General features: G+C 71.7%; 19 protein-coding genes and 1 pseudogene. 14 read left to right on the top strand and 6 right to left on the bottom strand.

Features of this window, described 5'->3' with window-relative positions; translation table 11 throughout:
* Positions 1 to 30 precede the first annotated feature (30 nt).
* Positions 31 to 822, top strand: coding sequence for a spermidine synthase (locus ACIQV3_RS09390; protein WP_403711642.1), 792 nt, complete (start codon positions 31 to 33; stop codon positions 820 to 822).
* A gap of 211 nt (positions 823 to 1,033) precedes the next feature.
* Here the strand turns inward: ACIQV3_RS09390 and ACIQV3_RS09385 are convergent, their stop codons facing one another.
* On the bottom strand, positions 1,034 to 2,353 hold the full coding sequence (locus ACIQV3_RS09385; RefSeq protein ID WP_403711349.1) for an MFS transporter: 1,320 nt from the start codon (positions 2,351 to 2,353) through the stop codon (positions 1,034 to 1,036).
* Between the two features lie 61 nt (positions 2,354 to 2,414).
* Positions 2,415 to 3,476 (bottom strand): hypothetical protein, encoded by a 1,062-nt coding sequence (locus ACIQV3_RS09380; RefSeq protein WP_403711347.1) that lies wholly within the window; start codon positions 3,474 to 3,476, stop codon positions 2,415 to 2,417.
* Positions 3,477 to 3,571: 95 nt separating this feature from the next.
* Here ACIQV3_RS09380 and ACIQV3_RS09375 point away from each other — a divergent pair, with 95 nt between their 5' ends.
* The 5 genes from ACIQV3_RS09375 (at position 3,572) to ACIQV3_RS09355 (ending at position 8,794) form a co-directional block, all read left to right on the top strand.
* Positions 3,572 to 4,024: a DUF4442 domain-containing protein gene (locus ACIQV3_RS09375; RefSeq protein WP_403711345.1), complete on the top strand. Its 453-nt coding sequence runs from the start codon at positions 3,572 to 3,574 to the stop codon at positions 4,022 to 4,024.
* Between the two features lie 254 nt (positions 4,025 to 4,278).
* Positions 4,279 to 4,506, top strand: coding sequence for a hypothetical protein (locus ACIQV3_RS09370; protein ID WP_403711343.1), 228 nt, complete (start codon positions 4,279 to 4,281; stop codon positions 4,504 to 4,506).
* A 430-nt stretch (positions 4,507 to 4,936) separates the two neighbouring features.
* The gene (locus ACIQV3_RS09365; protein ID WP_403711640.1) at positions 4,937 to 5,089 is read left to right on the top strand and encodes a DUF2191 domain-containing protein; all 153 of its coding nucleotides are present in this window, start codon (positions 4,937 to 4,939) and stop codon (positions 5,087 to 5,089) included.
* Between the two features lie 392 nt (positions 5,090 to 5,481).
* Complete coding sequence (locus tag ACIQV3_RS09360) at positions 5,482 to 8,007, top strand: beta-glucosidase (RefSeq protein WP_403711341.1); 2,526 nt, start codon at positions 5,482 to 5,484, stop codon at positions 8,005 to 8,007.
* 61 nt (positions 8,008 to 8,068) lie between these two features.
* Positions 8,069 to 8,794 (top strand): DedA family protein, encoded by a 726-nt coding sequence (locus ACIQV3_RS09355; protein WP_403711339.1) that lies wholly within the window; start codon positions 8,069 to 8,071, stop codon positions 8,792 to 8,794.
* A 55-nt stretch (positions 8,795 to 8,849) separates the two neighbouring features.
* Here ACIQV3_RS09355 and ACIQV3_RS09350 read toward each other — a convergent pair whose 3' ends face one another.
* Positions 8,850 to 9,395, bottom strand: a complete 546-nt coding sequence (locus ACIQV3_RS09350) for a gamma carbonic anhydrase family protein (RefSeq protein ID WP_403711337.1) — start codon at positions 9,393 to 9,395, stop codon at positions 8,850 to 8,852.
* 125 nt (positions 9,396 to 9,520) lie between these two features.
* Here ACIQV3_RS09350 and ACIQV3_RS09345 point away from each other — a divergent pair, with 125 nt between their 5' ends.
* Entirely contained in the window at positions 9,521 to 10,297 is a 777-nt protein-coding gene (locus tag ACIQV3_RS09345) for an acyltransferase (RefSeq protein ID WP_403711335.1), read from the top strand.
* 45 nt (positions 10,298 to 10,342) lie between these two features.
* Here ACIQV3_RS09345 and ACIQV3_RS09340 read toward each other — a convergent pair whose 3' ends face one another.
* Together ACIQV3_RS09340 and ACIQV3_RS09335 are read right to left on the bottom strand one after the other, a co-directional pair.
* Positions 10,343 to 10,861, bottom strand: a complete 519-nt coding sequence (locus ACIQV3_RS09340; protein ID WP_403711638.1) for an HAD family hydrolase — start codon at positions 10,859 to 10,861, stop codon at positions 10,343 to 10,345.
* Between the two features lie 203 nt (positions 10,862 to 11,064).
* Positions 11,065 to 11,469 carry a CoA-binding protein gene (locus ACIQV3_RS09335; RefSeq protein WP_403711333.1) on the bottom strand — a complete coding sequence of 135 codons (405 nt, stop codon included), beginning with the start codon at positions 11,467 to 11,469 and terminating at the stop codon, positions 11,065 to 11,067.
* Between the two features lie 117 nt (positions 11,470 to 11,586).
* On the opposite strand from ACIQV3_RS09335, the gene ACIQV3_RS09330 reads away from it, so the two are divergent.
* Positions 11,587 to 12,213 carry a YigZ family protein gene (locus ACIQV3_RS09330; protein ID WP_403711331.1) on the top strand — a complete coding sequence of 209 codons (627 nt, stop codon included), beginning with the start codon at positions 11,587 to 11,589 and terminating at the stop codon, positions 12,211 to 12,213.
* Between the two features lie 1,236 nt (positions 12,214 to 13,449).
* On the opposite strand, the gene ACIQV3_RS09325 is transcribed toward ACIQV3_RS09330, so the two are convergent.
* On the bottom strand, positions 13,450 to 14,004 hold the full coding sequence (locus ACIQV3_RS09325; RefSeq protein WP_403711329.1) for an ABATE domain-containing protein: 555 nt from the start codon (positions 14,002 to 14,004) through the stop codon (positions 13,450 to 13,452).
* A gap of 103 nt (positions 14,005 to 14,107) precedes the next feature.
* Between ACIQV3_RS09325 and ACIQV3_RS09320 the strand changes: the two genes are divergently transcribed.
* The 6 genes and pseudogenes from ACIQV3_RS09320 (at position 14,108) to ACIQV3_RS09295 (ending at position 21,440) form a co-directional block, all read left to right on the top strand.
* Positions 14,108 to 14,401 (top strand): hypothetical protein, encoded by a 294-nt coding sequence (locus tag ACIQV3_RS09320; RefSeq protein WP_403711327.1) that lies wholly within the window; start codon positions 14,108 to 14,110, stop codon positions 14,399 to 14,401.
* A 26-nt stretch (positions 14,402 to 14,427) separates the two neighbouring features.
* On the top strand, positions 14,428 to 15,513 hold the full coding sequence (locus ACIQV3_RS09315; protein ID WP_403711325.1) for a DNA alkylation repair protein: 1,086 nt from the start codon (positions 14,428 to 14,430) through the stop codon (positions 15,511 to 15,513).
* Positions 15,514 to 16,446: 933 nt separating this feature from the next.
* Positions 16,447 to 17,028 (top strand): RICIN domain-containing protein, encoded by a 582-nt coding sequence (locus ACIQV3_RS09310; protein WP_403711323.1) that lies wholly within the window; start codon positions 16,447 to 16,449, stop codon positions 17,026 to 17,028.
* 749 nt (positions 17,029 to 17,777) lie between these two features.
* Positions 17,778 to 17,987, top strand: a pseudogene (locus ACIQV3_RS09305) (L-arabinose isomerase); the annotation flags it as partial.
* Positions 17,988 to 18,484: 497 nt separating this feature from the next.
* On the top strand, positions 18,485 to 19,951 hold the full coding sequence (locus tag ACIQV3_RS09300; protein ID WP_403711321.1) for a family 43 glycosylhydrolase: 1,467 nt from the start codon (positions 18,485 to 18,487) through the stop codon (positions 19,949 to 19,951).
* A gap of 91 nt (positions 19,952 to 20,042) precedes the next feature.
* Entirely contained in the window at positions 20,043 to 21,440 is a 1,398-nt protein-coding gene (locus ACIQV3_RS09295; RefSeq protein WP_403711636.1) for a family 43 glycosylhydrolase, read from the top strand.
* Positions 21,441 to 21,473 lie beyond the last annotated feature (33 nt).

Raw genomic sequence — 21,473 nt, 5'->3', positions numbered from 1 at the left:
CGGGACGTGGCCCAGGGCACCGCCAAACTGATGCCGGACATCGACCGGGAGCGGGCCTGGCTGCTCACCGTGGACGGGGCGCCGCAGTCCTACGTGGATCTCGACGACCCGGAGCACCTGGAGTTCGAGTACGTACGGCGCCTCGCGCACGTCCTGGACTGCGTGGGCGAGCCGGGGGCCGCGCTGGACCTGCTGCACCTGGGCGGCGGCGCGCTGACCCTGCCGCGGTACGCGGCGGCGGGCCGGCCGGGGTCGCGGCAGGACGTGGTCGAGTTCGACGCCGGGCTCGTCGCGCTGGTCGGGGAGTTCCTGCCGGTGGCCGCCGGGAGCGGGATCACGGTGCACGTCGCCGACGCGCGGGCCTGGCTGGCCGCGGCGCCGGACGCGAGCGCGGACGTGGTGGTGGGCGATGTGTTCGGGGGATCCCGGGTGCCCGCCTCGCTGGCCTCGGTGGAGTACGCGCGGGAGGTCGCGCGGGTACTGAGGCCCGGCGGGGTGTACGTGGCGAACCTCGCGGACGGGGCGCCGTTCGGCTTCCTGCGGGGGCAGCTCGCGAACTTCGGGGCGGTCTTCGGGGAGTTGGCGCTGATCGCGGAGCCGGGGGTGCTGCGGGGACGGCGGTTCGGGAACGCGGTGCTGCTGGCTTCGCGGCGGGAGCTGCCGGTGGCGGAGCTGACGCGGGTGTGCGCGGGGGACGCGTTTCCCGCGCGGGTGGAGGCGGGGGCGGCTCTCGCACGTCTGATGCGGGGGGCCGTGCCGGTGTCCGACACCGATGCGGTGGCTTCGCCCGAGCCGCCGGAGGGGGCGTTCAGCCTCGGCTGAGGGCCGCACCGCTCCGCGGGGCGAAGTTCCCGCATCGCCCTTCGCCGCTGCGCGGGGCGAAACCCCCGCATCGCCCTTCGCCGCTGCGCGGGGCGAAACCCCCGCATCGCCCTTCGCCGCTGCGCGGGGCGAAACCCCCGCATCGCCCTTCGCCGCTGAGCGGGGCGAAACCCCCAAGCCGCCCTGCGCCCGGCCCCCGGACCCCCGCGTCTCAAACGCCGGCGGGGCTGGGCTGGGCGGGGCTGGAGTCGGCCGGGCTGGGCTTGCTGAGGTCGGGGCCGATGGGGGCGGGGGGTTTGCGGGTCATGCGGCGTACGTCCGGGACCAGGAGGACGGCTGCCGTCACGACGATCACCAGGCCCGCGCAGCCCCAGAGGGCCGAGGTGCGGCCGACCGCTGATTCGACCGGGCCGGCCAGCGCGGTGGCCAGCGGGAGCATGGAGAGCGAGCCGAACCAGTCGTAGGCGGAGACCCGGGAGAACATCTCCTCGGGGATCTCCTGGTGCATCGTCGTCATCCAGTTCACGCCGAACACCTCGATGGCCGCGCCGCTCACGAACATCACCGCGCACAGCCCCCACACCGGAAGCGGCACCGCCAGCCCCGCCGCGGGGAGCGCCAGCGGGAACACGCACAGGGTGCCGGCCAGCAGCAGGCGGCGCGGTTTCCAGGTCATCATCAGGACGGCCCCGCCGATGGTGCCGAGGCCGAAGAAGGCCAGGGCCACGCCCCACGGAGCCGCCCCGCCCAGTCGTTCCAGGGCGACCAAAGGCCCGTAGACCGCTTCGGCGGCGCCGACGACGGCCACGACGACCGAGAACTGGAGCACGATGCTCCACAGCCAGGGACGGCTCTTGAACTCCACCCAGCCCTCGCGCAGATCGGTCAGCAGGCCGCCGCCGGGAGCGCGTTCGGCGAGGTCTCCGACGTCGAGGAAGGCCCGTAGGGCTCCGGCGACGGCGAAGGCGGCCGCGTCCACGGCGAGCACCCAACCGGGGCCCATGAAGGCGACCATGGCTCCGCCGAGGGCCGCTCCGCCGACGCCGGCGCCGTTCATCGCCATCCGGAAGAAGGCGAAGGCGCGGTTGGCCTGGGGGCCGGAGACGGTGGCCATGAGCATGCCCTCGGCGGCCGGGTTGAAGAAGGCCGTACCGGTGCCGCACAGCGCCGTGAGCAGCATCATCTGCCACAGCTTCGGTTCGCCGGTCAGGACGAGGAAGGCGAAGACGGCCTGCGAGAGGCAGTTGAGGGCGTTCGCCGCGACCATGACGTGGTGGCGGGGGATCCGGTCGGCGACGGCTCCGCCGATGAGGAGGAAGAGGACGAGCGGCAGCGTGCGGGCGGCGGCCACCAGGCCGACGTCACCGGGGGAGCCGCCCGACTCCACGACCGCCCAGGTGGTCGCGATGAGCGCTCCGTGGCTCCCGAGGTTCGTGATGACCGCGGCACCCGTCAGCAGGGTGTAGTTGCGGCCGGCCCACTCGGGCTTGCGGCCGGAGGGACGGGGCGAGAGGGAGGGGAGAGAGCGCACCTCCGGACTATCCCCGTCCCGGGCCGGGAATCCAAACGGATTTCCGGCCCGTGGGCGGAGGTCAGCCCGCGTTGAGGCGGATGCTGCTCAGGATCTTCTCGTAAGTCTCCTTGCTCACTTCGCCCGGGACGCCCGCGGCGCCGTAGAGGACCCAGGTGGAGAGGTCACCGTTGGCGGTCGTGAAGCTGAAGGCGACGGACTTGCCGTCCGAGGAGCACTTGTTCTCCTTGGGCAGGCCGCTGACGGTCGCGGTCGCCATGTGCCCCTTGAGCCCGGACGAGGTCGTGTACTCCTTGGCCTGGGCGACCTTGGTGGTGCCCTTCGGCGCCTTCTGCGCGTACGCGGCGAAGGCCCAGTTGCCCGCCTCGTTGTACGCGGCCTCGGCGGTGCTCTTCGCGCCCATGCCGCCCTTGGTGCCGGTGGCGGCCAGGGAGGTCGAATCCTCCTTGCCGTCCTTGTCGGCGTCGACCAGGCACCACTCCTCCTTGAGGATGGCGGGCGCCCCCATCATGACGAGGGCCGTGCCGTCGTTCTTGGCCTCGTCCCCGAAACCGATGGACAGGCCCGAGGACTGGACGTCCCAGTCCGGCGGGACGTCGAAGGCGGTGCCGCGCTTCGGGTTGAGGACGACCTTCCAGCCGGGGATCACCGGCTTGACCTCGGCGCCGCCGCGCGGGTTGCCGCTCGGGCTCGCGGACGCGGACGCGGGGGAGGAGGCCGGGGCGGAGGGGGAGGTGCTCGGCTTGCCGTCCGCCTGGTCGGAGCCCTTGTCGTCCCGGGTCAGGACGAACGCCCCGGTGGCGGCGGCCGCCACGACGACGGCCGAGGCCGCGACGATGGCCACGGTCCTGGTCGCGAACGGGCTCCCTCCGCGCGGGGGCGGGGGCGGCGGGGTGCCGCCCCACTGGGGTACGGGGACGGTCGGGGGCTGCTGGCCCCACCCCTGGGGAGCGGGGGGCTGCTGCGGGTACCCGTAGCCGGGCTGAGGCTGCTCCCCGTACGCCGCCGGGGGCGGCTGCTGCTGGTACGGGTTCGGCGTTCCCGGCTGCTGCTGGTACGGGTTCTGATGCGCGTCCTGGGGGTTGGGTTCTCCCCCGGGCGGCTGCTGCTGTCCTGGCCACATGGCCGGTAACGATAGTGGGAGTGCGGTCGGGGATCCACGGCCGCCCCCGGGCGGGTATGGCCAAGGCCTACTACTCGTGGGTAACATCGCGTGCCATGAGCGCTGAACAGATGAACGTGGGCGAACTGCTCGCCGCGACCGTGCCGATGGCCAAGACCCTGAACCTCCAGTTCCTGGAGACCACCCCCGAGCGTGCCGTCGTCCGGCTCCCGGACCAGCCGGACTTCCACAACCACCTCGGCGGCCCGCACGCCGGCGCCATGTTCACCCTCGCCGAGTCCGCGAGCGGCGCGATCGTCCTGGCCGCCTTCGGCGACCAGCTCTCGCGCGCGGTGCCCCTCGCGGTGAGCGCGGAGATCGGCTACAAGAAGCTCGCCAAGGGCGTCGTGACGGCCACCGCCACCCTCGGCCGCCCGGTCGCCGAGGTCGTCGCCGAACTCGACGCGGGCGGCCGCCCGGAGTTCCCCGTCACCATCGCGATCCAGCGCGAGGACGAGGCCGTGACGGGCGAGATGACGGTCCTGTGGACCCTGCGGCCCAACTCGTAGCCTCTGACCTGCGGCGGAGCGTGTCGCGGACATGTGCACGGCACATCCGCGGCACATCCGCGGCGCCTTCGGGGTGACGGCGCCGGCCTTCGGGTCCAGGTGGGTCGGCCGGCCGGCCGCTCCTCCACCTCGCGCACTTCGCGGTCTGGGCGGTGGTCCACGGGAGATCGGGGCGCCCGCCATCGTCCGGGGGCCTGGTCCGCGCCGCCTCGTAAGATCCAGGACGGCGCGACGATCAACCCCGAGGAGCCTCCATGACCGCGATATGCGGCCGCACCACCCCCAAGACCCCCGAACCCTGCCCGACCGCGCCCGCGTTCCTGGTCGCCGACGAACACGGCAACGTCACCTCCTGCTGCGGCCACCACATCGGCACGGCCATGCCGGACACGGACGTCACTTACACCGTCGTCCGCACCACCGACGACACCGCGGCCAGACTCCTCGGCCGACTCGTGACCCGCGCCGGCACACCCGCCTGACGGCTCCGAAGGAGCCCACCGGGCCCACGTCGGAGTGAGCCGACCGGAGCCCTTCACGTGTCCCTTCGCGTCTCGGCCTCGCAGGGTGCCGGGCTCTCGCCGGGTGGGTTCCACGAAGGAGGAGCGGATGCTCCGGACCTCGTCCGCACGCTCCGGCCGGGGGCGGAGGAAACCGTAAGACGGCCCACGGCTTACCGCGCGTTGCGTCGGCGGCGTCGGCGTTGGCGTCTTCAGCCTCGGGGCACTGCCGCACGTGCGGCCTGGTCCCGAGGACCCCGTCCACGCACGGAGGTGAAGGACCGTGGTCCGGGCGCTGCGCCCCGCGCGTGAGCCCGCTAGAGTCCCTGATCCGACGACGGATGGAGGGGGTCCCGTGCCGGGCCGAGCCAAGATCAGCATCAGCCTCGACGCCGAGCTCGTGGTGGAGGTGATGGTCCTCGCCGGGATCGGGTCGCCGCAGGACGCGGTCGAGGCCGTCGTACGGGACTACATCGAGCGCGGCCACCGCACCGAGGCGCGGGTCCAGCTCCAGGACGAGCCCCGGCGCGAGGCCGACCTCGGGGGCCAGTCGCCCCAGGGCTGAGCTTCGGCGCCCTGCGGCCTCGCGCGGCAGCCGCCGCAGGGTTGGGGTTCGGTTCCGTGGGCCTCCGGCCGTCGCCGCCGCAGGGCTGAGCGTCGGGTCCGTGGGCCTCGGGCGGTAGTCGCCGCAGGGTTGGGCTTCGGTCCGTGGGCCTCCGGCCGTCGCCGCCGCAGGGTTGAGCGTCGGGTCCGTGGGCCTCGGGCGGCAGCTGCCGCTGGGTTGGGCGTCGGGTCCGTAGGCCTCGGGCGGCAGCCGCCGCAGGGCTGAACATCCGGTTCGCGGTGGCGCGCCTGAAGCGGGCCCGCGCGGGGGGCGGCGCACAGTGGGGGCGGGAGCGGTCCGGCGCGGGCCGCTCCCGCCACCTGACGCCGATGCCCACGCCGCAGGGAGCGCCCATGAGCGAGGCCGTGTCCAGACGCCGTGCGATCCGCTTCCTCGGGGCGATGGGCGCCGCCCTCGGCGCGGCCGGCTGCGTACCGGCGCCGCCGCCCGGCACGCAGCCCCGTAAGGCCTCCGGCTCCGCGGGATCCCCCGCCGCCGCTCCCGCGGCCGGCAGCGCCGCCCGGATCGACGCCCTGCTGGAGCGGCTCACCCTGGAGGAGAAGACCGTCCTGCTGCACGGCGGCCCGGACCCGGCCCCGCTCGGCCAGGCCGGCTACGTGCCGGGCATCGCACGCCTGGGCATCCCGGCGCTGCGCCTCGCCGACGGTCCGGCGGGGGTCCGCGTCGCCAGGCCCGCCACCGCGCTGCCCGCGCCGGTCCTGCTCGCCTCGGCCTTCGACCCGGCGCTCGCCCGCGCCTACGGGCGCGTCATCGGCCGCGAGGGCCGCGCGCTCGGCGTCGACGTGCTCCTCTCGCCGATGGCCAACCTCATCCGCACCCCGTACGCCGGACGGAACTTCGAGACGTTCTCGGAGGACCCGAAGCTGACGGCCGACCTGGTCGCCGAGGTCGTCCGCGGCATCCAGGACGAGGGCCTCATCGCCACCGTCAAGCACTTCGCGCTCAACAACCAGGAGAAGGGCCGCGACACCGTCGACGTGATCGCCGCCGAACGGACCCTCCACGAGACGGAGCTACGGGGCTTCGAAGCCGCCGTGGCCGCCGGGGCCGGCGCCGTGATGGGCGCCTACAACAAGGTCAACGGGGTCTACGCCTGCGAGAACAAGCCGCTCCTCGACGGACTGCTCCGCGGACGCTGGGGGTTCGACGGCTGGGTGATGTCGGACTGGAACGCCACCCACAGCACCGTCGCCTCGATCGGCGCCGGCCTCGACATGGAGATGCCCGCGGGCACCCACTACGGCGCCCCGCTGCGCGAGGCGGTGCGCGGCGGCTCCGTCCACGAGGACACCGTCGACCTCGCCGTACGCCGGATCCTGAGCACGATGGACCGCTTCGGGCTCCTCGCCGCCCACCCCGCCGCCCGGCCCGCCCGGGACGCGGCCGCCGGGGCCCGTACGGCACGGCAGATCGCCACCGCCGGAGCGGTCCTGCTGCGCAACGAGCGGGCGACCCTGCCGCTGACCGGCCCCGCCGCCCGCTCCGTCGCGGTGATCGGCCCCACCGGGCGGACGCCCTTCGTCGGCGGCGGCGGCAGTGCCCACGTGGTGCCGGACGCGGCCGCGGCCCCCCTCGACGAGATCCGGCGGCGGGCCGGGAGCGGCTCCACGGTGACCTACGCGCTCGGCGAGGACCTCTACGGGCGCCCGCTGCCGGTGGCGCTGCTGACGCCCGGCGCGGGCCTCGAGGACCGGGCGGTGGCCCCCGGGCGCACCTGGGGCTACGAGGGGACGTTCCGGCTGGCCGCCGACGACGAGTGGACCCTGCTCGTCCACTACACCGGGAAACGGCCGGCCGTCCGGCTCGACGGGGAGGAACTGTTCCCCGTACGGCAGGGCGTGGCCGAGCAGTTCGCCGGTGGACTGCTGGGCGCCGCGCCCGACGGCCGCTCCGTGCGCCGCCGCACCCTCGCGCTCAAGGCCGGCGAACACCGCCTCGCCGTGTTCGCCGAGGGCGGGCCGAAGGGGCAGCGGCTGCGGCTGCGGCACACCACGAAGGCGACCCGGGCCGCCGACCTCGCCGAGGCCGTCAAGGCGGCGAAGGCGGCCCGCAGCGTGGTGCTGTTCGCCTACGAGGACGCCACCGAGGGCAGCGACCGCACCTCGCTGGCGCTCCCCGGCGGCCAGGCGGCGCTGATCGAGGCGGTCGCCGCCGCCAACCCCCGCACCACGGTGGTGCTCAACACCTCCTCCGGCACGGCCATGCCGTGGCTGCCGCGTACCGGAGCGGTCCTCCAGATGTACTACCCGGGTCAGGAGGGCGCGGCCGCCACCGCCGACGTGCTCTTCGGCGACGCGGACCCGGGCGGCCGCCTCACCCAGACCTTCCCGGCCGACGAGCGGGCGAGCCCGGTCGGCGCGGACCCGGTGCGCTATCCGGGGGTCGGCGGGCGGCAGGAGTACACCGAGGGCGTGCACGTCGGCCACCGCTGGTACGACCAGCAGCGGGTGGCTCCGCTGTTCGCCTTCGGGCACGGGCTCTCGTACACCACCTGGGCGTACGAGAAGCTGGCGGTCCGGCGGGGAGGCGCGCACGCGAAGCACGGCGGGCTGCGCGTGGAGTTCACCGTGCGCAACACCGGCCGGCGCACGGGCACCGAGGTGGCCCAGGTCTACGTGGGCCCGTCCCCGGACCTGAAACTGGACCAGCCGGTCCGGGCGCTGGCCGGGTACCGGCGCCTGAGCCTCGACCCCGGCGAGGCGCGGCGGATCGTCCTGGACATCGACGCGCGCACCCTGTCCTCCTGGGATCCGGAGCGGGACGCGTGGGTGGTGGGGACGGGCCGCCGCGAAGTCTTCGCGGGGCGTTCCTCGCGCGAACTGCCGCTGCGGGCAAAGGCTGTGGTGGCGACCGGATAGGCTGCCCGTTCGGTCCGCCACAGGGGGCGGGCCGGGCGGAGAATCTCGGGAGGACGTACCGGTGCACATCCAGGAATGGCTGGAGACGATTCCGGCAGTCAGCATCTACCTCCTGGTGGGGCTCGTCATCGGACTGGAAAGCCTCGGCATCCCGCTGCCGGGGGAGATCGTCCTGGTCAGCTCGGCGCTGCTGGCCTCGCAGCAGGGACACATCGACCCCGTGGTGCTGGGCATCTGCGCGACCACCGGTGCGATCGTGGGCGACTCGATCGGCTACGCGATCGGCCGCAGGGGCGGGAAGCCGATGCTGGAGCGGCTCGGCCGGCGCTTCCCCAAGCACTTCGGGCCGGACCAGGTGGCCATGGCGGAGCGGTCCTTCGACAAGTGGGGGATGTGGGCCGTCTTCTTCGGGAGGTTCGTGGCCCTGCTGCGGATCTTCGCCGGTCCGCTGGCGGGCGTCCTGCACATGCCCTACTGGCGGTTCCTCATCGCGAACGTCCTCGGCGGGATCCTGTGGGCGGGCGGGACGACGGCCGTCATCTACTCGATCGGGATCGTCGCCGAGCCGTGGCTGAAGGGGTTCTCGTGGGTGGCCCTCGCCCTGGCCGCCGTCTGCGGGATCGGCATGACCGTGGTGGTGCGCGGACGGATGAAGAAGGCGGCAGCGGAGGCGCGGGCCGAGGCCGGCGCGGATGCCGCCGCGGACGGGGCCACGGACACGGCTGCTCCGGTGCCGGTGCCGGAGCAGGCCGCTGCCGCGGCCGGCCCGACCGTACGCACCGACTGAGGGGCACGCCCCCCGCCCGGACCCCGGGCGGGGAGCGAAGGCCGGGCAGCGCCCCTTACGCGCCCGAGGCCACCGAGGCGCCGTGCTGCTTGGCCAGTTCGGTGTACATGAGGGCGTTGACCTTGATGCCCTCGCGCTCCTCAGCGGTCAGCTCGCGCCGCACCTTCGCCGGTACGCCCGCGACCAGCGAACCCGGCGGGACGATCATGCCCTGCGGGACCAGCGCCTGGGCGGCCACCAGCGATCCGGCCCCGATCACCGCGCCGTTGAGTACCGTCGCGCCCATCCCGATCAGGCAGTCGTCCTCGACCGTGCAGCCGTGCACGACGGCGTTGTGACCGATGGAGACGCGCTCGCCGATGGAGACCGGGAACCCGGGGTCCACGTGCACGGTGCAGTTGTCCTGCACGTTGCTGTCGGCGCCGAGGGTGATGGGACCGCAGTCCGCGCGCAGCACCGCCGAGTACCAGATGCTCGCGCCCGCGCCGAGCCGCACGTCCCCGACCACGACGGAGGTGGGAGCGGTGAACGCCGTCGGGTCGATCTCGGGGTTCTTCCCGCCGACACCCATCACTAGTGCCTGGGCCACCTGCTGCGTCATGTGATCTCTTCCTCTTCCGGTACGTCGCGTCGCGCTAACGGAACCGTAGGCCACGCCGCCGGGGCCCCGGGGATGGGGTGAAGATCACGGCGCGGCACGGGCTTCCGGCGCGCTACGGTGACCCGGTGGCGAAGAACCAGAACACGTTCTCTTCTCTCTCTCCTCTGATGGCGCTCTCCTCCCTCACGGGCCTGCGCCGCCGGCTCGCCGGGCGCGCGGTCCACGCGGGCTGGCGCTGGATGCAGCGGGCCGGCGCGGTCACCGCCCAGACCCCCGGGGGGCTGCGCTTCGGCGCGATCGGGCACGGAACCCGGCTCGCGTTCCCGCAGGGCACGGTCTTCGGCGAGCCCTGGATCAGGCTCGGGGACCACTGCATCATCGGGGAACAGGTCACGCTCACCGCCGGGATGATGCCGGACCTCGACCTCGGCGCGGAGCCGATGCTGGTCCTGGGCAACGGTGTGGTCATCGGCCGGGACAGCCACGTCATCGCCGACACCCGGATCACGATCGGCAACGACACCTTCTGCGGTCCCGGGGTGTACATCACCTCCACCAACCACAGCTACGACGACCCGCACGAGCCCGTCGGCAAGCAGTGGCCGCGCAGCGCCCCGGTGGAGATAGGCCCGGGCTGCTGGCTGGGGACCGGCGCGGTGATCCTGCCCGGGGCGCGGCTGGGCCGCAACGTCGTGGTGGCGGCGGGGGCCGTCGTACGGGGCGAGGTGCCGGACCACGCCGTGGTGGCGGGGGCGCCCGCGCGGATCGTCCGCCGCTGGGACCCCGAGACGGGCTGGCAGCCGCCCCTGCGCACCCCGGCGCCGGTCCCGATCCCCGACGGGGTGACACCGGAGCAGCTGCGGGCCCTCGGCGCCTTGGCGGACGTGTCGGAGCCGGAGTGAGGCGGGCGCCTGCCGTCCCGTCGCCGGGCAGCGGGAGCCGGTGGGTCAGGGGCAGGTCTCCTCGAGCTTGACCGTGTTGAACACGATCTTCGTGCTGGCGGCCCCCGCGTCCGCGCCACGGCTCGTCGCGCCCAGTACCGGGTGCGTCGCGATCAGGTCCTGGCAGACGGCCAGTACGTCGCGCCGGTCGGCCGTGATCCAGTCACGGTCCATCGCCCAGCCCCGCAGCACCGGGTCCGGTTCGAAGGCCAAGGCCAGTCCGACCTGCTCGAACACCTCGGCGTCGGAGGGGGAGTTCCCGATGGCGAAGGAGCTCCGGCGGTGCACGGGGCCGCCCCTGGTCGCGGTGCGCAGGGCCGCGCGCTTGCCGCCCGGCAGGGCCGGGGTGGTGGTGAGGGCTCCGGTGCAGCGGCCGCGCCGGAACTCGGCCCGCATGCCGTGGGCCTCGTCGATGCCCAGTTCCGCGGCGGCGCGCCGGACGATCTCGTAGGGGCTCCCCGAGATCAGTACCGTCCGCAGCCCGGCCGCGTGCAGGAGCCGCACGAGCTCGTCGGCGAAGGGCAGGATCCTCTTCCGGGCCGCCGGCCCCGGGAACGCGGGCCCCGGGGGCCGGATCCCCGGCCCCGGCGCCCTCGTCGTGGTAGCCCGCTATCGCGTCGAGCGCCGCCCGCCCCGCCCGCGGATCGCAGACGCCGCCGGCGATGAGGGACTCCACGACGAGGGCGCCAGCGATCCCTCGGCGGCGGGCCGGTGGAGGTCCCCCGGGGCTAGAGGGCGGGGATCTCGATCGCCGGGCAGCGGTCCATGATCATGTCCAGTCCGGCCGCGCGGGTGCGGGCGAAGGCGGCCTCGTCGATCACGTCCAGCTGGAACCAGACGGCCTTCGCCCCCTTCGCGACGGCCTCGTCGGCGACCGCGCCCGCCAGCGAGCCGTTCACGAAGACGTCCACCACGTCCACCTCGAACGGGATCGACTCGAGCGAGGGATAGCCCTGCTCGCCGTGGACCGTCTCGGCCTTGGGGTGCACGGGGATCACGCGCTTGCCGTACCGCTGGAGGATCTCGGCCACGCGGTACGCGGCCCGGTCCCGGTTGTTGGACAGGCCCACCACGGCCCAGGTGTCGCCGAGCTCGGTGAGGACCTTGCGGATGGTTGCCGGATCGCCGTACACGTGTGCCGCCTCCTGGTGCTGATGCTGATGTTCGCGCTGGTGCTGCGTCTGGCCGCTGGCCACCGCCAACCCGATCAACAGAAAAGACGCATGTCGGATTCCCCGTAGGGTGGACGGGTGAAGGCAGACCAGTACGTGACGGTGGCCCGTGAGGGTGTGCACGAGTCCGAGATCAACCGCTCCCGGTTCCTGTGCGCGCTCGCGCCCGCGGCGACCGAGCGGGAGGCGCAGGAGTTCGTCGCCCGGATCCGCAAGGAGCACCCCACCGCCTCGCACAACTGCTACGCCTACGTCATCGGCGCCGACGCCTCCGTGCAGAAGGCCAGCGACGACGGCGAGCCCGGCGGCACCGCCGGGGTGCCGATGCTGCAGATGCTCACGCGCCGGGACATCCGCTACGCCGCCGCCGTCGTCACCCGCTACTACGGCGGCGTGAAGCTCGGCGCCGGCGGGCTCATCCGCGCCTACGGCGGGGTGGTCGGAGAGGCGCTCGACGTGCTCGGCACCGTCACCCGGCACCGGTACCGGCTGGTCACCGTCACCGTCGAACACCAGCGGGCCGGCAAGACCGAGAACGACCTGCGCTCCACCGGCAGGACCGTGATCGACGTGCGCTACGGGGCGGCCGTGGAGATCGAGATCGCCCTGCCCGAGTCCGACCTGCCCGCCTTCGAGGCCTGGCTGGCCGACAGCACCGCCGGGAGCGCCACCCTCACCCCGGGCGGGGAGACGTACGCGCCCTAGCGGCGGGGGGACGGGGGGAGCGCGGGGGGCGAGGGGGACGAAGGGGGCGGGACGATGCCGGGGAGGCGTTAGCGTAGAGGGGTTCAGGGTCCGGCCGGTGCGGTCCGGCCGGCGGGGTCATCCAGCAGGGGGAGACGGTATGCACGGCGGCGGCGGCCAGTGAAGTTCCTGCACACCTTTTAGGCGCTTCTCTTAGCGTGATGATCTTCCCAGCGCAAACATGCAGGTCAAGGGCTTGGGCCTCGCCTATTGGCGGGGCCCTCCTGCATCCCGTGCTGGTCTGGTGCTGAGCTCTCGTCACCCGTCATCACCCCTATCAACCCCAACCGTGCTGGTCGGTGCTGACCCAGCACGAGCCCAGCCTGGACGCCTTCGGGGGCGTGTCGGCAAGCGGAGCGACCAAGATGAGACCGGCGAACTGGCGAGATCGGTCTGAGCGTTGACAGGCATGGGCGGTAGGAGTAAGTCAGCCACCGCAGACGGATGTGGTCTGATCGCTGCGGGAGCGGAATGCCTGAGTGGCACGATTCGGCCCGGCTTCCGGCCGCACATATTCCGAACTGGATTTGTGTAGTCGGTGCCCGGTTCCCTCCCGGACGCCGTCAGGGCATCCTTGGCCGATCCATTGCAGCACCCGTTGCTGTCGATCGCATAGCGGTTGCGGCACCTGAACTCCCTGTCGCGTGAAGGCCCGACCTGCATGCTCTCAGTCGTGTCCTCGCGGTCCGGGGCTGGAGGGATTGCAAGGGGTTGGCAGGCGGCGATCTGGATAGACGTAGGCATGGCTGCTCGGGGTAGCTACGCTCGCAGTCGTTCATCGGTGGCGCTTTTGGTTGCTTGCCGGTCGCAGTGCGACGGATGTCGGCCGCTTTGTGAACATCAGAGGAGGCGGCTGACGGGCGAACGGGCGTCCGTACTAGCCTGGGCATCCGTGCGGAGGTGCCATCCGGGCTGACCACCGGCCTTCCGAACCACAAGCCCAGCGGCAGAGCAGCTCGGCCGCCTTGCGCAGACGCCTGTTGTAGCCGGGCCTCGGAGGTGCGGCCGGGCATGGCCTGCATCATCGCGGGCGTGACCAGCTCGGCGTCGGTGGGTTTCGGGGCGATACCCACCGCCTGGCCGCCATGGAGCAAGCTGCGCCGAACCCTTCAGCAGGTCGTCGGTCTCCGCGTGGAGTGCGGTCGCGAGGAAATCCAAGCCAGGTGTCACAACCTGACTTTGGGTTCCCTTGTCTCATCAGCCGTGGGTTCCCGTTTCTCGTGGCTGGCGCCGGGTGGACCTCGCCCGGTTGCCGCAGCCGAGGGAACACCATGCCTGGTCACGGCGCCTGGCCAGGAAGAACATGCCGCAACTGGGGGCGTGGCAGCGCCGCACCCGCTGACGGTCTGGACCCGCGGCCAGGACGAGCGTCTCGCGGGCGACGACGGCGTCGGCGCCGCCACCCTGTTCCTGCTGTGCGAGCAGGCCGTCGCCGGTCATCCGGAAGGCGACGGGGGCGGACGAGGCGAGTTCGTTCAGGCGGGTCCGCAGGCTGTCGGTGAGCGGCCGCTGTCCGGCTGTCGCGTCCAGCGCGTCGCGGACCAACCCACGCAGCCGCTCCAGCTCCTCCAAGGGGAGGGCGGCCAATCTGCGGTCGGCGGCGCGGGCGCGCCATCGCCTGGTGAGTTCCCGATCGGCGAGGAAGTCGACGTCGCCGCGCCCCGGGCCTGCGCCGACGACGACGGTGTTGGCCAGGTCGAGGACCGGGTCCTCGCCGATCCACGGCATTTCCTGCAGGTCCCGGATGGTCATGCCCTCAATCTACTGGATTCAGGGCAGTGAACCCGTGATAACTTCATCTCACGGATTTGATCTACCAAATCCGTGAGTCATATGGTCGACGAAGGGTGATGCCATGAGTGCAACCATCGAGTACGTCAGGTTCGACACCGACGACCCCGCCGGCCTCACCGCCCACCGAGAGCAGCTCGTCGAACTGCTCAAGGAGCAGTACGGCGACGGCTTTCAGGGCGCCCACCTCGCCCAGTTCGACGACGGCACCGTCCTGGACTTCATCATCTGGTCGTCCGCCGCCGTCGCCGAGCGCGCGGCCAAGGAAATGCCCACCGACCCCCGGGCACAGGGCTTCTTCAGCCGAATCGGCACCGTGCACGAGATGCGGCACGCTCAGGTACTGCACACCGCATAGCCCACGAGATCAAGGAGAATGACGCCGTGCCCTCGGCAGACGAACTACTCGGCGCGGACACCGTCGCCGACCTCGCCCGATGCCTTACGCGAGCCGGTGACGGGATCACGGCGCATGAGACCCGGGGGTGCGGCGCCGCCCTGGACGGGCTGAGCTTCACCGAGCGTGTCGCCCTGATCAGAAATGCCGTCCTGGCTGATCTTCCGGCGGACTACCCGGCCTTCGCGAACGTGTTGCGCGCCGCACTGCGGGACGGCGATTTCACCGGATGGATGATCTTCCCCGTCACCGAGGCCGTCGCCGTACGGGGCCTGGTCGCCTTCGAGCCGGCGCTCGCCCTGCTGGCAGAACTCACCCCGCGCCTGACCGCGGAGATCGCCGTCCGGCCCTTCCTCCGTGCCGACCTGGAACACGCTCTCCGGGTCATGACGCCGTGGACCGCACATCCCGACCTCCACGTCCGCCGACTGGCCAGTGAGGGCACGCGGCCAAGACTGCCCTGGGCGCCCCAGCTTCCGGAGCTGATCGCGGATCCGACACCCGCACTGCCCCTGCTCGACGCGCTGTACCGGGATGACTCCGAGTACGTCCGCAGATCAGTGGCCAACCACCTCAACGACATCAGCCGTGACCACCCCGACATCGCCGCTGGTGTCGCGGCGCGCTGGCTGAGCGACCCGGAACCGACGACGACCCGGTTGGTACGCCACGGCCTGCGGACCCTGATCAAGTCCGGCCACGCCGGGGCCCTTACGCTGCTCGGCCACTCCCCGGACAGTCCCGTCGCTGCCGAGGGCCCGCACGTCCACGCCTCGGAGATCCGGGTCGGCGACCATCTGCTGTTCGACTACTCGGTGACCAACACGCACGATCAGACCGCTCACCTCGTCATCGACTACGTCATCCACCACATGAAAGCCAACGGGACCCGCACCCCCAAGGTCTTCAAACTCACCACGCGGTCCCTGGCTCCCGGCGAGACGTGGCACGCGACCCGCAGACACTCCTTCAAGCCGATCAGCACGCGGCGCTACCACCCGGGTGTCCATCTGGTGCAGCTCCAGGTCAACGGCCGATCCCACGGGGAAGCCTCGTTCACGCTGCACTGCTGAGGGCAACCGCCTCGCATCGGCGGCGTATCCGCCATCGCGCCGCCACCCCAATGGGGCTTCCGCCACCAGAAGCGGGAACCGGCATCCGCGCGCAGCTACCCCTTGGAAGCAGGCCCGGCCGGAGCCCGTGATCACCAGCTCGTCCGGGCCGGGCAGTCGAGGTCCCGAGGGCAGCGGGCGTACCCGCGCCGCGTCTGCGGCCGCTGCCGCGGCCCTTCCTGCTTCGAACCCGGGTATGACGCGGTGGATGGATCGTCCCGTCGTTCTGTCCGGGCAAGGTCAGTTCACCCGTCAGCTCTTGCTGCAGGATCTGCTGCCCGAGCCGCTGTTGGTAGACGTAGAGAGCGGGATGGGAATCACGGCACAGAATGCCTCGGTTCACCATCGGTCCCCTTGGTTGGCGGCGGCATCCCCGGCACGGGCAGGGAAGCCGCCAGGGTCGACCAGACCGCCCGCCGCCATGGCGGGGCGGCCCTGACGGAAACGTGTGAGGTGGGGCCCGGTCGGGACACTCCCCTCCACGGCGGCGGCAAGTACCTCTCGAGGCACCGGCCGACAGACCAATGTCGAGGCAACGATGCCCGCCGCAAATGGAGTCGGCCACGGCCTGGAGCGGTAGCGGAGCATCCTTGCAATCCCGGCTCGACCCGACGCGCCTCATGGGCCGTTGCATGCCGACGGCTGCCGAGCCACGTACGGTTCACCGGCACCGGCCGCCGAGGCGTCATCGGCACGGTGACGGCCCTGAGGGCGCCCCCGGGCGGACCACGCGCTGGTGGCCGAGGCTCTGGAACGCTTCGCGGTAAGGCAACTCGCCGCCCGAACGGGGTGGCCGGCCCCGCATGACTCGGCTTGCCTCTGGCAGGTGACTGCTGTTAACGCTAACATTCCCTGGTCGGCCGCAGTCGATTTGAGTCCCTGAGGGAGTATTTCGTGACCATACGCACCATCGCCTCCACCTGTCGGCGCTCCGTGCGCTTACTCGCCCTGATGTCTGTCGGCCTCACGGGGGGCGCGTTCCTGTCACCGGCCACCGCTCACGCGGACCCCGCCCCGATGTGTTATCGGGGCCCCGACGAGAACGCGTACTACAAGATCACCAATGTGGAATCCGGGGAGTCCCTCAACGTCAGCCACCGCTTGCAGCTCAACGGTGCACCCGTGATCCAGTGGGAGTATGCCGGAGCGGCCAACGAGCAGTGGCGTGCAGTCTGCGTCGCCCCGTTCTCCTACAAGCTGGTGGCACGGCACAGCGGCCTCGTGCTCGACGTGGCCGCCGGCTCGACGGTGGATGGCGCCAAGGTCGTCCAGTACCGCTACCACGGAGGCGCGAACCAGCAGTGGGGCATCGGCCGGGTGGGCTCGGCCGGCGCGCTGATGACGTTCGAAGTGAGCAACAAGCACAGCTCAAAGGTGCTCGATGTGGCCGAAGACGGGCGGGGCATCCAGCAGTCCTACGCCTCCGCCGGCGACCCCGGCAGGCTGTGGACGTTCGAGCAGGTGGGTACGGTCTGAGCGGCGCGGCCTGAACTCCCTTCTCGGTGACCCTCGCCGAGAAGGCAGGAGCGATGGCACAGAGCTCTGGTCGGCGGGAGGGGACCAGGTTGCGGTGGCCTGGCCTCTGTTCCTCCGGCGAGGTGTCCGTGCGCGCAGCGGACTCCTGCGCGGAGGAGGGCGATGAGGTAGGGGTGTGATGATCGCTCGCCTGCGGACCGGGGCGGACTCGACGAGCTTGAAGGCCATCGCGAGGGCGGAGGCCGGGCTGCCGGCGCCTCGGGTGACCTTGGGCGGCTCCGCACTTTCGCGACTCGTAGTGGCCGGACGATCGGTTCGGTGCCCGGGAGCTGGACGTCAACAGCGAGTCGCATGCCAGTGAGTCCGTAAGGTCCAGCCAGCCCACGGCTGGCGGAGGAGTGATGTCATGCGCCGGGGCAGCGTGATGAGCTGAAGCGGCCGCGGAAGCAGGCCGTGAGGCGGGAGCCGGAGAGCGGCTTCTCCGCAAGGCTGTCCAGTAACGCGTAGGAGATGGGTGGGGTCGTTGCCCTGCTGCTGACGGATCATCTCCGACCGCCATCTGAAGTACGGGTTAGAGCGCTGGTGAACAGTCCTGCGGGTCTCCCGGTCGGGTTCCGTCGTCAGCGCCTGGCTGAGCCGGCCACCAGGACCAGGTGGCGACGAGGCGGCGCTCGCGAAGCGGATTCGGACCATTCACGGCACCACGCGGGGCGCCCACCGGCTCCCTGGATCGCCGGTGAGCGCCGGGCATTGGCGGCCGGGAGGATCCGGTACGGCTGGTCCTTGACGTACACCGGCCCGTCGGTCGTCCTGGGCTGGCCGACAGGGGCGACCGCTTCCGGCTGGTCGCCAACGAGATCCAGGTCATCGAGCCGCTGCCCAACCTGCCAGTAGCCCGCTCCGTGCGGCAGTCGCGCCGCGATCCGCGGACGTCCACGGAGGTCTGGCTGAGGCCGGGCCGCACCGCACTGTGCGGGTGCGGCAAGGCCCAGTAACTGGCCGGCCGCGCGGAAATCCTGGGCGCCAAACTACTGACGCCCGACACACGCCAGGATCCGCGAGCTCGCCAGAGCAAGCCGTTGATATCGGGCCTACTAGCCTCTGCCGCGAGGTTTCTGATCTTCCGTCACGACAGTGCGGCGCATCGAATTGCCTCCGGGTCCAGGGCCACTGTCGTCGTGCGCCGATTCTGTCGGAGACCTTGACCCGCCGTGGTGTGAGCGTTAACAATCTGCTAACGCCGTGGCAACGTGGCCTCGATTTCCGTCGTGCTCCAGCAGGTCGGGTTGCATTCCACGTGTATCCGCCGCGAGCGTTCTCGGGCTCCCCCGTCGTTCGGCCGGTGCGCTCAGCAGCGCCGGCCTGCGCGGAACACCGCCGCCCTGAAGGGACAACCGTGACCCGCTATTCCCCCCGTTCCCGTTCCCGCTCCCGCCGCCCCGGAGCTTGGCTCGCTTTGACGCTCGCGCTCCTAGGACTGCTGTCCACCGCTCTCACGGGCGGCAGTACCGCCGCGGCGGCCCAGCAGGCCGCCGTTACGACATTCACCAACCCGGTGAAGACGCAGAAGGGCGCCGACCCGTGGATCGAGTACCACGACGGTAACTACTACCTGGCCGCCAGCTCGTTCACCGGTGAGCTGACCATGCGCAAGTCACCGACGCTGGACGGCCTGTCGAGCGCGCCGAGCGTGCAGGTGTGGGCCGACAGCACGCCCTCGCGCGGCACCAACATGTGGGCCCCCGAGATGCACCTCGTGGACGGCCGCTGGTACCTGTACTACTCCGCCGGAAACACCGGTGACCCGTGCTGCGACTCCCAGCGCACCCACGTGCTCCAGAGCGCCGGCAGCGACCCCCTGGGCCCGTACACCCACAAGAGCACCCTGACCGGCCCCGGGCTGGACCCCGGGGGGTGGCTGATCGACGCGAGTCTGCTGCGCGTGGGCGGCCGCCTCTACCTGCTCGGCAGCGGGTTCATGAACGGCAGCCGGCAGAGCCTGGTCATCGCGCCGCTCAGCAACCCCTACACCCTCAGCGGCGGCTTCCGGATCATCTCCTCTCCCACCCACGGCTGGGAGACGCAGAGCGGCAACCACGTCAACGAGGGTCCCGCGCCGCTGTACCGGGGCGGCCGGACCTTCCTCACCTTCTCGGCCTCCGGATGCCAGACCCCCGACTACAAGCTGGGTCTGCTGGAACTGACCGGAAGCGACCCGCTGAGCGCGTCGTCGTGGACGAAGAAGCCGACGCCGGTCTTCCAGCGCAATGACGCGGCAGGCGTGTTCGGGCCCGGCCACAACGGTTTCTTCACCTCGCCGGACGGCACCGAGAGCTGGATCGTCTACCACGCCAACGACAGCGCCGCGGGCGGCTGCGACAACCGCCGTACCACCCGCGCGCAGAAGTTCACCTGGAACGCGGACGGTACGCCCAATTTCGGCACCCCGGTGGCCACCGGCACCCGGCTGCCCGCCCCATCCGGTGAGTCCGGGACGCCGTCCGACTCCTTCACCCTGGTCAACCGCAACAGCGGCAAGTGCCTGGATCTCGCCAACGGTTCGGCAGCCGACGGGGCCAACGTACGCCAGTGGGCCTGCAACGGCGCCACCGCGCAGAAGTGGCGCATCGAGGACCAGGCCGATGACACCAGCCGGCTGGTCAGCGTGGCGACCGGCAAGGTCCTCGACGTCGCGGACTGCTCCACCGCCGACGGCGCCGACCTGCGCCAGTGGCAGTGGCTGAACAACGCCTGCCAGCGGTTCCGTCTGATCGCCGGCGACAGCGGCTGGATCCGCCTCGCCAATGCCCACACCGGCAAGGTCGCCGACGTCGCCAACTGCTCGAAGGAGGACGGTGGCGACGTACGGCAGTGGAAGTGGCTGGGCAATGCCTGCCAGCAGTGGCAGCTCCGGGTCGGCTGACCCCGCCCGCCCCGCCACTCCGCCAGAGAAGAGGAAGAACATGCACGTACCGCGCACGCTCCCGGGTGCCCTCACCGCCGGTGTCGCCCTCATGGCCGGTTTCCTGCTCCCGCTGCCTGCCCAGGCCGCCGCCCCCGCCGACCCGGCCGTCTCGTACACCAACTCACTCGCCGAACGGCGCGCCGACGGCCAGATCCACAAACACACCGACGGCTACTACTACTTCACCGCGACGGCCCCCGAGTACGACCGCATCATCCTGCGCCGGGCCACCACGATCCAGGGCCTGTCCACCGCCCCCGAGACCGTCATCTGGACCAAGCACGCGACCGGCGAGATGGGCGCGCACATCTGGGCACCGGAGATCCACTTCATCGACGGCAAGTGGTACGTGTACTTCGCCGCCGGCCGGGCCGACGACATCTGGAAGATCCGGATGTACGCCCTGGAAAGCTCCGCCGCCAACCCGATGACGGGCAGCTGGGCCGAGAAGGGCAGGATCGCCACCCCGATGGACAGCTTCGCGCTGGATGCCACCACCTTCACAGTGGGCGGCACCCGGTACCTCAGCTGGGCCCAGCACGACCCGGCCATCGCGACCAACTCCAACGTCTACATCGCCAAGATGGCAAGCCCCACGACGATCTCCGGCACACCGGTCCGGCTGACGGTCCCCACGTACGGCTGGGAGACGGCCGGCTTCAAGGTCAACGAGGGCCCGGCTTTCATCCGGCGCGGCGACAAGGTGTTCCTCAGCTACTCGGCCTCCGCGACCGACAGCAACTACTGCCTCGGCCTGCTCTCCGCGTCCGCCTCCGCCAACCTGTTGGACCCGGCGGCCTGGACGAAGAGCCCGACTCCCGTGTTCAAGAGCAACGAGGCCACCGGCCAGTACGGGCCGGGACACAACTTCTTCACCAAATCCGAGGACGGCCGGAGCGACATCCTCGTCTACCACGACCGCGGCTACAAGGACATCAGCGGCGACCCGCTCAACGACCCCAACCGCCGTACCCGCGTGCAGAAGCTGTACTGGAACGCCGACGACACGCCCAACTTCGGGATCCCGGTCGCCGACGGTGCCACCCCCAAGCGGCTGGCCTCGCACAACTACCCCGACCGCTACATCCGGCACTGGGAGTTCCGGGGAAAGCTGGAGCCGAACGTCACCAACCTCGCCGACTCGCAGTTCCGGACGGTGCCGGGCCTGTCCGGCGGCGGCGCCGTCTCGCTGGAATCCGCGAACTACCCCGGCTATTACCTCCACGACAAGAACGGCGAGGTATGGGTCGAGAAGAATGACGGCAGCGCGGCCTTCAAGGAAAGCGCCACTTTCCACCAGCGGCCCGGCCTGGCCGACTCCGCAGGCGTTTCCTACGAGTCGTACAGCCGGCCGGGGCGCTTCGTGCGCCACTTCGACTTCGGGCTGTACGTCCAGCCGGTCGGCTCCACGCTCGCCCGGGCGGACGCCACCTTCCACCTGCAGTGACCGCCGGGCCGCGCCCCCGAAACCGGGGCGCGG

Source organism: Streptomyces sp. NPDC099050 (assembly GCF_044759865.1).
Classification (GTDB): domain Bacteria; phylum Actinomycetota; class Actinomycetes; order Streptomycetales; family Streptomycetaceae; genus Streptomyces.
The sequence above is the reverse complement of the archived record's forward strand: the minus strand, read 5'-3'. Positions and strand labels throughout refer to the sequence as shown.

Bases quoted from the DNA above. Each gene is read 5' to 3' on its own strand.
- ACIQV3_RS09325 (WP_403711329.1), bottom strand. From the start codon at position 14,004: ATGACCATCCGGGACCTGCAGGAAATGCCGTGGATCGGCGAGGACCCG.
- ACIQV3_RS09360 (WP_403711341.1), top strand. From the start codon at position 5,482: ATGAGCGAGGCCGTGTCCAGACGCCGTGCGATCCGCTTCCTCGGGGCG.
- ACIQV3_RS09320 (WP_403711327.1), top strand. From the start codon at position 14,108: ATGAGTGCAACCATCGAGTACGTCAGGTTCGACACCGACGACCCCGCC.
- ACIQV3_RS09390 (WP_403711642.1), top strand. From the start codon at position 31: ATGCCGGACATCGACCGGGAGCGGGCCTGGCTGCTCACCGTGGACGGG.
- ACIQV3_RS09370 (WP_403711343.1), top strand. From the start codon at position 4,279: ATGACCGCGATATGCGGCCGCACCACCCCCAAGACCCCCGAACCCTGC.
- ACIQV3_RS09380 (WP_403711347.1), bottom strand. From the start codon at position 3,476: ATGTGGCCAGGACAGCAGCAGCCGCCCGGGGGAGAACCCAACCCCCAG.
- ACIQV3_RS09295 (WP_403711636.1), top strand. From the start codon at position 20,043: ATGGCCGGTTTCCTGCTCCCGCTGCCTGCCCAGGCCGCCGCCCCCGCC.
- ACIQV3_RS09375 (WP_403711345.1), top strand. From the start codon at position 3,572: ATGAGCGCTGAACAGATGAACGTGGGCGAACTGCTCGCCGCGACCGTG.
- ACIQV3_RS09350 (WP_403711337.1), bottom strand. From the start codon at position 9,395: ATGACGCAGCAGGTGGCCCAGGCACTAGTGATGGGTGTCGGCGGGAAG.
- ACIQV3_RS09365 (WP_403711640.1), top strand. From the start codon at position 4,937: ATGGTCCTCGCCGGGATCGGGTCGCCGCAGGACGCGGTCGAGGCCGTC.